Raw genomic sequence first — 13,348 nt, forward strand, 5'->3', positions numbered from 1 at the left:
ATCAGCGTTATTCTAATGCCGTTCAAATGGTTTGCACCGGAGAACATGACGGATTCAGGTGGGAATTGGATTAGTGGCAATAAAAAAGACTGTCAAGCCATAAAAGCTTCACAGTCTTTTCACGTCCCTGATCAGAATCGAACTGACGCACCCGCCTCCGGAGGGCGGTGCTCTATCCACTGAGCTACAAGGACATTTACTAATATAGCACTTGCCCAGAAAAAAATCAAGAAGAAATTTCGAACAGGACAAGTAAAACGGGATGAACAGAATAGCAGCCGAAATACCATTTGAAAGTGATTTGATACACAGAGTGGGCATCAGCATAAAGCAATTTTAATGCAGAAAAAGAATAGATAATCGCTTCGACAAAACCAGTCAAAACAAGTCTTCCTTCGCTATTGACGTAAAAGCGGGCATTGCGTATGATAGGTGGCAAAGGAGGAAATGCCATGTCGGAAGAAAAAAGGATGCCCGTCCTTACAGGTCAAAAGAAACAGATTTTCTACACTGGTCTTGTGTATCTGCTGGTCTGCTTTATGACGGCGGGAGTTACCGTTTTTCTTACGAAAGAGAAAAAAGATGAGGTAAAAGAAGTAAGTGCAGTTGTTACAGAAGAGCCAAAAGTAAATACCGGATACGCAGCGATGGAAACCAATCCACTTCTGGAGAACCGGGACGAAGAGCTTGCGGATGCAGTAGAAGCATACTATCAGGAACTTTCCGGAAAAGAAGCCTATGCCGAAGCATACGATGGGATTGCGATTTACACGAAAGACGGCAAAGCAAAAGGCAGCAGGATCCTGTATGTACGGTACAATATGAAGATCCGTGGAATTTACACTGAAGTACCGGGACTTGAAACCTTATATGCGGTCAAGGACAAAGATGGAAAATTCGATATTCAGGCAGAGATCTCTGACGAGCAGATTCAGACGATAATTGAAGAAGTTTCCGCACAGACAGATGTGCAGGAGCTGTTTGCACAGGTAGAAGCGGATTATGAACAGGCACTTGGTTCAGATGCAATGCTCGCACAGGCGGTGGAAGATCTGAAAAATGCAGTGGATCAGTAACACTGTAAATACAGCGAGCCAGTAACGTCTGAAAAAAGCGGTAAAGTCTATGAAAAAATGTTGTGCGTCAGCAGAAGTGGATGCTGTCTTTCCAAAAATTTATAAAGAATGCAGAATTTCAGGCAACATCCAGTCTCCGGATTACGATTTTCTATTGCGCTTACATAAGGATTCAGATATAATAAATAAAGCGGCGCAGGCAAAGAGTCTGCGCTAACGTTTATGATGAAAAAGAGAGGAACGATCGATACTATGAAGAAGATCCTGGATCTGATTACAGAAGAAATGGAACAGGCATTTGCAGATGCCGGATACGAGAAAGAACTGGCGCGTGTTACACTTTCTAACCGCCCGGATTTATGTGAATATCAGTGCAATGGCGCAATGGCAGGTGCAAAGAAATACCACAAAGCACCGATCATGATCGCAGAAGAAGTTGTGGCAAAGATTCCGGAGAACGGATATATCAGCGGAGCAGAAGCAGTTAAGCCAGGTTTCATCAACCTGAAGACCAACCCGGCAGCAGTCGCAGATTATCTGAACCAGATGGAAGCAGACGAAAAGCTCGGCGCGGAAGAAGTAGAGAATCCAAAGACAATCGTTATTGATTACGGCGGACCGAACGTGGCAAAACCGCTTCACGTCGGACATCTCCGCTCCGCGATCATCGGAGAAAGCGTAAAGAGAATCACCCGTTTTATGGGCAATAAAGTGGTTGGTGATATCCACCTTGGAGACTGGGGATATCAGATGGGACTGATTATCACAGAACTGAAGAAACGCCAGCCGGATCTTCCGTATTTTGATGATAATTTCACCGGAGAATATCCAAAAGAAGCACCATTTACCATCAGTGACCTGGAGGAAATCTATCCGGCAGCGTCCGCTTATGCAAAAGAGCATGATGATTACAGAGAAGAAGCACTGGATGCGACCTTCCAGCTGCAGAGCGGAAAGCGCGGTTACCGTGCAATCTGGGATCACATTATGAATGTGTCTGTGACAGACTTGAAGAAAAACTATGCGAACCTGAATGTTGAATTTGACCTCTGGAAAGGGGAATCTGACGCACAGAAATACATCCCGGATATGGTGGAAAGACTGAAGAAGGAAGGTTATGCGCATATTGATAACGGAGCACTCGTGGTAGATGTCAAAGAAGAGACCGATACCAAAGAGATTCCACCGTGTATGATCCTGAAGTCCGACGGTGCAGCACTTTATGATACCACAGACCTTGCAACACTGGTAGAGCGTGAAGAACTGTTCCAGCCGAACGAAGTCATCTATGTAGTTGACAAACGTCAGGAACTGCATTTTGTACAGGTATTCCGCTGTGCGAAGAAGACCGGCATTGTAAAAGAGGATACAAAACTTACTTTCCTTGGATTTGGTACGATGAACGGAAAAGACGGAAAACCGTTCAAGACCAGAGAAGGCGGCGTTATGCGTCTTGAGAACCTGATCCGCGAGATCACAGAAAAGATGTATGAAAAGATCACAGAGAACCGTACAGTATCGGAAGAAGAGGCAAAGGCAACAGCGAAGATGGTCGGAATGGCTGCGATCAAATACGGAGACCTCTCCAACCAGGCAGCAAAAGACTATGTATTCGATGTAGACAGATTCACTTCTTTTGAAGGAAATACAGGTCCGTACATCCTGTACACCATCGTTCGTATCAAATCAATCCTGAACAAGTACAAAGAATCAGGAAAGAGTATGGACGATATCAAGATCCTTCCGGCTACAAGTGAGAGCGAAAAGGCTCTGATGCTGGAAGCTGCGAAGTTTGGCAGTGTGATGGAGAATGTATACGAAGAACTTGCACCACACAAGATTTGCGCATATATTTATGATCTTGCAAATGCATTTAACCGTTTCTACCATGAGACAAAGATCCTGGCAGAAGAGGATGAACAGAAGCAGAAGAGCTACATTGCCCTTCTCACGCTTACAAGAGACATTCTGACAACCTGCATCGATCTGCTTGGATTTGAAGCACCGGAGAGAATGTAAAAAAGCAGAAGCATCAGAAGTAATGACAATACGATAAAGAGGCGAGGACATATGACAGAGAAATTGTTTTACACAGACAGTCACCAGCAGGAATTTACTGCGGAGGTTGTGTCCTGCCGCCCGTGTGATAACGGATATGAGGCAGTTCTTTCAAGAACTGCCTTTTTTCCAGAAGGCGGCGGTCAGGCAGCAGATACCGGAGTGATTGACGGGATCAGAGTATATGATGTACAGGAAAAAGGAGAACAGATCTTTCACTATCTGGAAGGAGAACTGGAAGAAGGAAAGACCGTGACCGGTCAGATCGACTGGGATAAACGTTTTTCACGGATGCAGCAGCACAGCGGAGAACATATCGTATCGGGAATCGTCCATGCACGTTTTGGATATGATAATGTGGGATTCCATTTGAATGATGAGCTCTGCACTCTGGATTTAAGCGGTCCGCTCACAAAAGAAGAGCTCCGCGAGGTAGAGGATGCGGCAAATGAAGCGGTATTTGCAAATGTGCCGGTTCAGGTAAGCTATCCGTCCAAAGAAGAACTGAAGACGCTGGATTACCGCAGTAAGATTGAGATTGACGGTCAGGTGCGTATCGTGACGATTTCGGGATACGATGTGTGTGCCTGCTGTGCGCCGCACGTGAATTTTACCGGAGAGATCGGTCTTATCAAACTGGTGCAGAGTCAGAATTATAAAGGCGGTATCCGGATTACTATGCTGTGCGGAAGAAGGGCACTGAAGGATTATCAGCAGAAAGAAGAAAGCGTGAAGGCGATCATGGGAAGCCTTTCAGCGAAGGAAGAATTGATTGCTGAAGCAGTTGAACGCGTAAAAGAGGAATGTACACAGCTGAAGAGTGAACTTGCAGAGTCAAGATATCAGATTCTTGAAGCACAGGCAGAAAAAATTCCGGATGGACAGAAAAAGGTCTGTATTTTTGATAGCAAATTAAGTGGGAATGAACCACGTGAGCTTATGAACCTTGTACTGAAAAAAGGAGTAGAAGTGTGTGCGGTATTTGCGGGAAACGAAGAGAGTGGATACCGTTATGTGATCGGCAGTGAGACAGAGGATGTGCGCCCGTACAGCAAGGTCCTCAAAGAGCAGTTTGATGGAAGAGGCGGTGGAAAACCGGTCATGGTACAAGGCTCTGTAAATGGCAGTGAAGAGGCAATCCGAAAAGTTTTTGAGTAAGAGAAGGCGGAGATGAAGAATGCGAGACAGGAAAACAGGGAGAATTATCTGGTATTTGTTCAGTGCGGTTCTGGTCAAATGGGGCGTTGAGATTGCAGTCGCTACATTTGCCCTTTCCTGTGGTCTGCACAGCAACATGGGAATCGGGGCGATATCTTCGATCATTACGATTCCGATGATTGGGTGGATCTACAGGAAGGATCAGGGACGTTACGAAAAAGAGCAGGAATCCTGGTGGAAATATAAAGCCGCTTCCGGATACGGAATGTGGTTTGTCATGCTTCTTGGCGCAGTGACTGCATGTGTGGCAATGAATGATATTGTCATGTTGATGAATATGCAGAAGATCAGCAGAGTTTACCAGAGCATGGAGCAGACCATCTACAGTGCGCCACGCTGGCTTCAGATGGTGGGAGCCGGAATGCTGGCTCCGATTGCGGAAGAACTTGTTTATCGGGGCATGATCTATCGGCGGATGAGAGAGAGCCTCACAGCCATGCAGGCAGGTGTGTTTGTGTCAATCCTGTTTGGAGTGGGGCATGGTAATCTGCCACAGGGACTTTACGCGATGGTACTTGGATTTCTGCTTGCCGGTATTTATGAGAAATTCCGGAATATTGCAGCTCCGGTCCTGTTCCATATTGTTGTGAATATTACGTCATTATTGCTTTCGTGGTATGGAGGCTTTGAATGGATCCTGGGAACAGAGGGAAAAGCAGTTGGAATTACTGTACTGGCTACGTTGATTACTGTTATAATTTATGTAAAAATAAAAAATATAAGACAGGAAATACGATAATTAACTGAAAAATACTGGAAAAGTTCGCGAAATAAATAATATCTGACAATTTCTGTATAATTAGGGGTTTACTTTTGCAGACAAATGCTGTATAGTGTTAAATCATAAAAGCAACAACAAAACCGTTTTACAGAAAGGGCAGGTTATATGAGCGTAATACAACAAAATACAGAACAAGGCTTATACAGCCCTGATTTTGAGCATGACAACTGCGGTATCGGAGCTGTTGTGAACATCAAAGGGCAAAAGAGTCATGATACAGTCGCAAATGCGCTGAAAATCGTAGAAAATCTTGAACATAGAGCTGGCAAGGATGCCGAAGGGAAGACAGGAGACGGTGTAGGAATACTGTTACAGATTTCGCACAAGTTCTTTACAAATGTCTGTCGTCCCCTCGGCATCTTTTTGGGTTCTGAGAGAGATTACGGTGTGGGAATGTTTTTCTTCCCACAGGACGAACTGAAAAGGAATCAGGCAAAAAATATTTTCGAAGTTATTGTCGAAAAAGAAGGACTGAAATTCCTTGGATGGAGGGAAGTGCCGATCCGTAAAGAGATACTTGGAAAGAAAGCACTCGAATGCATGCCGTGCATTATGCAGGGATTTATCGAACGACCGAAAAAAGTAAAACAAGGACTGGATTTTGACCGCAGACTTTATGTGGTAAGAAGAGTCTTTGAACAGAGCAGTGATGATACCTATGTAGCATCCCTGTCAAGTAGAACCATTGTTTACAAAGGAATGTTCCTTGTAAAACAGCTCCGGATGTTCTTTGAAGATTTGCAGAACCCGGATTATGAATCTGCAATTGCAGTTGTACATTCCAGATTCAGTACAAACACTAATCCAAGCTGGGAAAGAGCACATCCGAACCGTTTCATCGTACATAACGGAGAGATCAATACCATTCGTGGCAATGCAGATAAGATGCGGGCCAGAGAGGAAAACATGGAATCTGAGCATCTGGAAGGAGAACTTTATAAAGTCCTTCCGGCAATCAATACCGCAGGTTCCGATTCTGCCATGCTGGATAACACGCTGGAATTCATGGTGATGAGTGGCATGCCGCTTCCGTTGGCAGTTATGATCACCATTCCGGAGCCATGGACACAGAATGCAACGATGTCACAGAAAATCAAGGATTTCTATCAGTATTACGCAACGATGATGGAGCCATGGGACGGACCGGCATCCATCCTGTTCTCAGATGGAGATATTTTAGGAGCCGTACTTGACCGAAATGGACTCAGACCTTCCAGATATTACATCACAGATGATGACACACTGATCCTTTCTTCTGAGGTTGGTGTTCTGGATATCCCGCCGGAGAAGATCGTAGTCAAAGAAAGAATCCATCCAGGTAAGATGCTTCTTGTTGATACCGTTCAGGGGCGTGTCATCGACGACCAGGAACTGAAAGAAGAATATGCGGCAAGACAGCCTTATGGCGAATGGTTGAACAGTCAGTTGGTCAATTTAAGCGATTTAAAGATCCCGAATCAAAAAGTACCGCAGTATTCTAGAGAAGAATGCCAGAGACTGCAGAAAGCATTTGGATATTCTTACGAAGAAGTGAAGACTTCTATTTTAAATATGGCAATGAATGGAAGCGAAGGAATCGGAGCCATGGGTATCGATGCACCACTTGCCGTTCTTTCTGAGCAACATCAGTCTCTGTTTGGATATTTTAAACAGTTATTTGCACAGGTAACGAACCCGCCGATCGACGCGATCCGTGAAAAAATCGTGACTTCGACAACGGTATATGTCGGAGAAGAAGGAAACCTTTTGGAACAGAAAGAGGAAAATTGTCATGTACTGAAGATCAATGACCCGATCCTGACAGATACCGATCTCCTGAAGATCCGTAACATGAAAGTCGACGGTTTCCGTGTGGCAGAAATTTCTACTACTTATTATAAAAACTCCAGCCTGGAAAAAGCGATCGATTATCTGTTTATTCAGGTAGACCGTGCAATCCGTGAAGGCATGAATATCTTGATCTTAAGTGACAGAGGTGTGGATGAATATCATATTGCGATCCCGTCCCTGCTTGCAACCTCAGCGGTTCATCAGCATCTGGTAAGAACTAAGAGAAGAACAGAGGTTGCCATGATCCTTGAGACCGGAGAACCAAGAGAAGTACATCATTTCGCAACGCTTTTGGGATATGGTGCATCTGCGATCAACCCGTATCTTGCACATGAATCGATCAAACAGCTGATCGATACAGATATGCTTCAGAAAGATTATTATGCAGCAGTCAATGACTATAATGAAGCTGTTATAAGCGGAATTGTCAAGATTGCATCGAAGATGGGAATTTCCACGATCCAGTCTTATCAGGGATCCATGATCTTTGAAGCGATTGGATTAAAACCGGAATTCATTGAAAAATATTTCACCGGAACTGTCAGCCGTGTCGGTGGTATCGGACTGGAAGAAATTGCAAAAGATTATATGGCAAGGCATTCCGAAGCCTTTGATCCGCTGGGACTTTCCGTAGATCTGACGTTGAACAGTGTGGGACAGCATAAGTCGAAGAGCGGTGGTGAAAAGCATCTGTACAACCCGAGAACGATCCATATGCTTCAGCAGTCCACAAGGCGCGGGGATTATGAAATGTTCAAGCAGTACACGCAGATGGTTGATGAAGAATCCAAAGGAATCACACTCCGTGGACAGATGGACTTCAATTATCCAAAGAAAGGAGTTCCGCTTTCGGAAGTAGAGAGTGTGGATTCGATCGTGACCAGATTCAAGACCGGTGCAATGTCTTACGGATCAATTTCAAAGGAAGCACACGAAACCCTTGCCCTTGCAATGAATGCACTGCACGGTAAGTCAAACTCCGGTGAAGGCGGAGAGGATATCGAGCGCCTTGGAACCGACAGAGGTTCTGCGATCAAACAGGTTGCCAGTGGACGTTTTGGTGTTACAAGCAGATATCTTGTCAGTGCAAAAGAGATCCAGATCAAGATGGCGCAGGGAGCAAAACCTGGAGAAGGTGGACATCTGCCGGGGGGAAAGGTTTACCCTTGGGTAGCAAAAACCAGACATTCTACGCCGGGTGTGGGACTGATCTCACCGCCGCCGCATCACGATATTTACTCAATCGAAGATCTGGCACAGCTGATCTATGACTGCAAAAATGCAAACAAGGATGCAAGAATTTCTGTGAAACTGGTATCTGAAGCCGGTGTCGGAACGGTTGCAGCGGGTGTTGCAAAAGCAGGAGCCGGACTGGTTCTGATCTCCGGTTATGACGGAGGTACAGGAGCAGCACCGAGAAGTTCTATCCATAATACCGGACTTCCGTGGGAGCTTGGACTTTCTGAAACACATCAGACACTGATCCAGAACGGACTGAGAGAAAGAGTCCGTATCGAGACAGACGGTAAGCTGATGAGTGGCCGTGATGTGGCGATCGCAGCACTTCTCGGTGCAGAGGAATTTGGATTTGCGACGGCACCGCTTGTAACCATGGGGTGCGTAATGATGCGTGTATGTAACCTGGATACCTGCCCGGTCGGAATTGCAACCCAGAATCCGGAACTGAGAAAGAGATTTGCCGGAAAACCAGAATATGTCATCAATTTCATGCGTTTTATCGCGGAAGAATTAAGAGAATATATGGCAAAACTTGGCATTCGTACCGTGGATGAACTGGTGGGAAGGACAGACCTTCTGAAAGTGAGAGATGTGCCGACATCCAAACGTGCCGCAACACTGGATCTTTCCAGAATCCTCAATAATCCGTATGCAAAAGAGAAGAAAGGCATGATCTTCAATCCGAAGAAAGTCTTTGATTTTGAACTAAATAAAACACTGGATGAAAGAGTTCTGGTAAAGGAACTTCTTCCGTCACTGGAAAAGAAACAGAAGAGAATCCTGGAGCTGGATGTAAAAAATACAGACCGTACATTCGGCACAATCTTCGGTTCTGAGATTACAAGACGTTATCCGGACGGACTGGAAGAAGACAGCTATGTGCTGAAATGTAAGGGCGCAGGCGGACAGTCATTCGGAGCATTTATACCAAAAGGTCTGACGCTGGAACTGACCGGTGACAGCAATGATTATTTTGGAAAAGGACTTTCCGGTGGTAAACTGATCGTTTATCCGCCGACTGGTGTGAAATTTAAAGCTGATGAAAATATTATTATTGGTAACGTAGCGCTTTATGGTGCAACAAGCGGAAAAGCCTATATCAATGGTGTGGCAGGCGAACGTTTCTGTGTCCGTAACTCCGGAGCAACAGCAGTTGTAGAAGGGGTCGGTGATCATGGATGCGAATATATGACTGGTGGACGGGTTGCAATTCTTGGTAAGACCGGAAAGAACTTTGCAGCAGGTATGAGTGGCGGTGTTGCTTACGTTCTGGATATGGACAGTGATCTTTATACAAAAGTCAACAAACAGATGGTTAATATCGAAAAAGTAACATCTAAGTTCGATGTATCTGAATTGAAAGGTATGATCGAAGAACATGTAGCAGCAACCAATTCCGAGACGGGAAAAGAAATCCTGGATCATTTCAAAGAATACCTGCCGAAGTTTAAGAAGATCATTCCGCGTGATTACGAGAGAATGCTGACCCGCATCCTTCAGCTGGAAGAAAAAGGTCTCAGCAGCGAACAGGCAAAAACCGAAGCATTTTATGCGATCAAAGAAGGAAGATAGGAGGCCAAAAACGTGGGAAAAGCAACAGGATTTATGGATTATGACAGACGCGATGCAGAATGCGAATCTCCAAAAGAGAGAATTAAGCATTTCCGGGAATTCCACACGCCTCTGTCAAAAGAAGAGCAGGAAATACAGGGCGCCAGATGTATGGCATGCGGCGTCCCGTTCTGCCAGGCGGGACAGATGATCGCAGGGATGGCAAGCGGCTGTCCTCTGCATAATCTGGTGCCGGAGTGGAATGACCTGATTTATCACGGCAACTGGGAAGAGGCATATTACCGGCTGAAAAAGACAAACAATTTTCCGGAATTTACTTCCAGGGTATGCCCGGGACTTTGTGAGGCGGCATGTACCTGCAACCTGCACGGAAGCCCTGTGACGACTAAAGCAAATGAATATGGGATTATTGAAAATGCTTACGAAAAGGGATATGCAAAAGCATGTCCGCCGAAAGCGCGTACCGGCAAAAAGATAGCGATAATCGGTTCCGGACCTTCCGGTCTCGCAGTCGCAGATCAGTTAAATAAACGAGGACATCTGGTAACAGTATTTGAGCGGGAAGATAAGCCGGGTGGACTTCTCCGCTATGGAATCCCGAATATGAAGCTGGAAAAACAGTTCATCGACCGGAAACTTGCAGTAATGGAAGAAGAAGGCATCCGTTTTGAAACTGGCTGCAATATTGGAAAAGATAAGAAATCTGCAGAACTTCTGAAAGCGTTTGACCGGGTGGTGCTTTGTTGCGGTGCATCCCATCCGCGTGATATAAAAGTACCCGGAAGAGATGCAAAAGGAATCTACTTTGCAGTAGATTTTCTGAAATCAACTACGAAATGTCTCTGGAAAAATGAGATGCAGCTGAAAGAAGGCGAATATATTTCTGCAAAGGGCAAAAATGTAATTGTCATCGGTGGTGGCGATACGGGAAATGACTGTGTTGGAACGTCGATCCGTCATGGTGCAAAATCCGTTCTTCAGCTGGAAATGATGCCGAAACTTCCGGATGAGAGAAGCGCTATGAATCCATGGCCGGAGTGGCCGAGAGTCTGCAAGACAGACTATGGTCAGCAGGAAGCAATTGCTCTCTGGGGACATGATCCGAGGGTTTATCAGACAACGGTAAAGGAATTTGTCAAAGATAAGAATGGAAATCTTTGCAAGGTGGTTCTTGTGAAACTGGAAAGCAAGAAGGATGAAAAGACCGGACGTATGATGATGGAAGAGGTCTCAGGAAGTGAGTACACGGTAAATGCAGAACTGGTGCTGATCGCAGCGGGGTTCCTCGGAAGTGAGGATTATGTGACAAAGGCATTCGGTGTGGAAGTCAATGAGCGCACGAATGTTAAAACAGCTCCGGGTGAGTATAAAACGAATGTGCCGAATATATTTACAGCAGGAGATATGCACAGAGGACAGTCGCTGGTTGTGTGGGCAATCCGGGAAGGAAGAGAAGCGGCACAGCAGATAGATCTGGATCTGATGGGGTATACGAATCTGTCAGTACAGTAATTAGTGGCGTTTGATTTTATGAAGGCGTAGCCCGCCGCAAGGTGTAGGAAGTGGTTCCTGCACCTTGCGGCGGGCTACGCCTTTAATGAAAATGTGCAATAGATTTATTTTTCAGGTACGATTTCTAACCAGTAGCCGTCTGGGTCTTCGATGAAGTAGATGCCCATGGACTCATTTTCGAAACAGACGCAGTTCATTTCTTTATGGTGTGCGAGGGCGGCATCCATGTCGTCTACGGTGAAGGCGAGGTGGATTTCGTTGTCGCCGAGGTCGTATGGGCGGTCCATGTCGCGAAGCCAGGTGAGCTCGAGCTGATGAACGGAGCTTCCATCACCGAGATAGACGAGCTTAAAACTTCCGTCAGCAGCATCTTTTTCGCGGACTACGGTGAGTCCGAGTGCATCTTTGTAGAATTGAATTGATTTTTCAAGGTCACGTACATTTAAGTTGTTATGGTTGAATTTGAAATTCATAGTGGAATCCTTCTTTCTTATTTAGTATTCTAGATTTATTGATTATGAAGTCAGTTTAGCATAAATAATAAGGATTACGCAAGGAATGGTTATTAGGAGTGATAACGAAAATATCAGTATATTATGATACCCTAGTAGAATATTACAAAAATGTTAAATTGTATTGCAAAAAATAGAAAAATGGTATATAATCGACCACAGGGTTAGGAAAATAATTAGTAAAAAATATAGGATGGGTGATTATGAGAAAATTTAAACAAGTATTTTTGGCATCTGTTCTTGCAAGTTCAATGGTAGTTACGCCAGTATTTGCAGATGATGTCAGCAATCTGCAGAATAGTAAAAATGCAGCACAGAGCGAAGTGAATTCTCTTCAGTCAGAATTGCAGACACTAATTGAAAAAATGAGTAAGCTGGAAGATGATCTGGTGTCAACAGGTCAGCAGATCACACAGGCACAGGATGATCTTACTGTTGCTGAAGAAAAAGAACATCAGCAGTACGAAGATATGAAGAAGCGTATCAAGTATATGTATGAAGAAGGCAACTCGACTGCGATTGAGACTCTGGTCAGTGCTGAGAATTTCTCAGACTTGCTTAACAAAGCAGAGTATGTTCAGAACGTACATAGTTATGACAGAAAGCAGCTTCAGGAATATATTGATACCAAGCAGCAGATTGCAGATCTGAAAGCACAGCTTGAAGAAGATCAGGCGAATCTGGAGTCTATGCAGTCTGATTATGAAGCAGAGCAGACGACGCTGAGTAATACGCTGGAATCTAAGAAAGAAGAAGTCGCAGATCTGGATGAACAGCTTCAGGCAGCTGTAGCAGCAGCTGAAGCAAAGAGGCAGGCAGAAGAAGCTGCAAAGGCAGCAAAAGCAGCTGAGTCAACAAAGTCACATTCGACCGTTGCATCGACAAGCAACAGTGGTTCACAGACTGTAGGTAATACAACAAATAACAATGGTAATAACAACACAACCGTTACACCGAGTGCACCGAGTACGCCAAGTACACCAAGTACCCCGACAGTGACTCCGGATACAAGTAATAATAACAGCAGTAGTAATAACGGTGGAAGTACATATGGTAACGGAAGCGCTATTTTAAGTGCAGCAGCAGCATACCTTGGAGTTCCTTATGTATGGGGCGGTACTTCGGGAAGTGGCGTTGATTGTTCAGGTCTTGTATACCTGGCACATCAAGCATGTGGTATTCCAATTACACGTAACTCATACAGTCAGGGAAGTGGCGGACAGGCAGTGTCAGACCCACAGCCGGGTGATGTTGTATGTTACGGAGGACATGTGGGAATCTACGCAGGAGGCGGACAGATGATTCATGCACCGCAGCCGGGTGAGGTCGTATGTTATACAAGTGTTAATTATGCATACCACTGGTATAGAAGATACTGGTAAGAATTCGTGTAAGTAAAAAAATTTTTTTCGCGGAAATCGGCAAAAACGTACATTATTCCGATAAAAGTTAAATTGAGAAAATTTAAGAAATCATCAAAAACGTACATAATTCCGTGAGAAGTTAAATACTGATTTTTACCAAAAACTTGAAAAACGTACAAAAAAAAG

General features: G+C 44.8%; 8 protein-coding genes and 1 tRNA gene. 7 read left to right on the forward strand and 2 right to left on the reverse strand.

The features are described from left to right. Window positions 1-122: 122 nt before the first annotated feature. Window positions 123-194, reverse strand: a tRNA-Arg gene (locus PG766_RS01410). 258 nt (window positions 195-452) lie between these two features. On the opposite strand from PG766_RS01410, the gene PG766_RS01415 reads away from it, so the two are divergent. The 6 genes from PG766_RS01415 (at window position 453) to PG766_RS01440 (ending at window position 11,286) form a co-directional block, all read left to right on the forward strand. Further along, window positions 453-1,076: a hypothetical protein gene (locus PG766_RS01415; protein ID WP_055246851.1), complete on the forward strand. Its 624-nt coding sequence runs from the start codon at window positions 453-455 to the stop codon at window positions 1,074-1,076. A 252-nt stretch (window positions 1,077-1,328) separates the two neighbouring features. After that, window positions 1,329-3,095, forward strand: coding sequence for an arginine--tRNA ligase (argS, locus tag PG766_RS01420; protein ID WP_118198488.1), 1,767 nt, complete (start codon window positions 1,329-1,331; stop codon window positions 3,093-3,095). Between the two features lie 51 nt (window positions 3,096-3,146). Next, entirely contained in the window at window positions 3,147-4,292 is a 1,146-nt protein-coding gene (locus tag PG766_RS01425; RefSeq protein WP_118198369.1) for an alanyl-tRNA editing protein, read from the forward strand. Window positions 4,293-4,311: 19 nt separating this feature from the next. Continuing rightward, a complete protein-coding gene (locus PG766_RS01430; RefSeq protein WP_117556074.1) occupies window positions 4,312-5,091 on the forward strand; it encodes a CPBP family intramembrane glutamic endopeptidase in 780 nt (259 codons plus the stop codon). Window positions 5,092-5,238: 147 nt separating this feature from the next. Continuing rightward, a complete protein-coding gene (gene gltB / locus PG766_RS01435) occupies window positions 5,239-9,774 on the forward strand; it encodes a glutamate synthase large subunit (RefSeq protein WP_118198368.1) in 4,536 nt (1,511 codons plus the stop codon). A 12-nt stretch (window positions 9,775-9,786) separates the two neighbouring features. After that, window positions 9,787-11,286 (forward strand): glutamate synthase subunit beta, encoded by a 1,500-nt coding sequence (locus PG766_RS01440; protein WP_118198367.1) that lies wholly within the window; start codon window positions 9,787-9,789, stop codon window positions 11,284-11,286. A gap of 104 nt (window positions 11,287-11,390) precedes the next feature. Here PG766_RS01440 and PG766_RS01445 read toward each other — a convergent pair whose 3' ends face one another. Beyond that, a complete protein-coding gene (locus tag PG766_RS01445; protein ID WP_117556070.1) occupies window positions 11,391-11,759 on the reverse strand; it encodes a VOC family protein in 369 nt (122 codons plus the stop codon). Between the two features lie 242 nt (window positions 11,760-12,001). Here PG766_RS01445 and PG766_RS01450 point away from each other — a divergent pair, with 242 nt between their 5' ends. Further along, window positions 12,002-13,180: a C40 family peptidase gene (locus tag PG766_RS01450; RefSeq protein WP_118198366.1), complete on the forward strand. Its 1,179-nt coding sequence runs from the start codon at window positions 12,002-12,004 to the stop codon at window positions 13,178-13,180. Window positions 13,181-13,348: the final 168 nt, after the last annotated feature.

This window comes from Coprococcus sp. LG101-27 (assembly GCF_027695515.1).
GTDB lineage: Bacteria > Bacillota > Clostridia > Lachnospirales > Lachnospiraceae > Allocoprococcus > Allocoprococcus comes.

What these genes read in the sequence shown, in the direction of transcription:
- PG766_RS01450 (WP_118198366.1), top strand. Translation starts at nt 12,002, where the DNA reads ATGAGAAAATTTAAACAAGTATTTTTGGCATCTGTTCTTGCAAGTTCA.
- PG766_RS01425 (WP_118198369.1), top strand. Translation starts at nt 3,147, where the DNA reads ATGACAGAGAAATTGTTTTACACAGACAGTCACCAGCAGGAATTTACT.
- PG766_RS01445 (WP_117556070.1), bottom strand. Translation starts at nt 11,759, where the DNA reads ATGAATTTCAAATTCAACCATAACAACTTAAATGTACGTGACCTTGAA.
- argS (WP_118198488.1), top strand. Translation starts at nt 1,329, where the DNA reads ATGAAGAAGATCCTGGATCTGATTACAGAAGAAATGGAACAGGCATTT.
- gltB (WP_118198368.1), top strand. Translation starts at nt 5,239, where the DNA reads ATGAGCGTAATACAACAAAATACAGAACAAGGCTTATACAGCCCTGAT.
- PG766_RS01430 (WP_117556074.1), top strand. Translation starts at nt 4,312, where the DNA reads ATGCGAGACAGGAAAACAGGGAGAATTATCTGGTATTTGTTCAGTGCG.
- PG766_RS01415 (WP_055246851.1), top strand. Translation starts at nt 453, where the DNA reads ATGTCGGAAGAAAAAAGGATGCCCGTCCTTACAGGTCAAAAGAAACAG.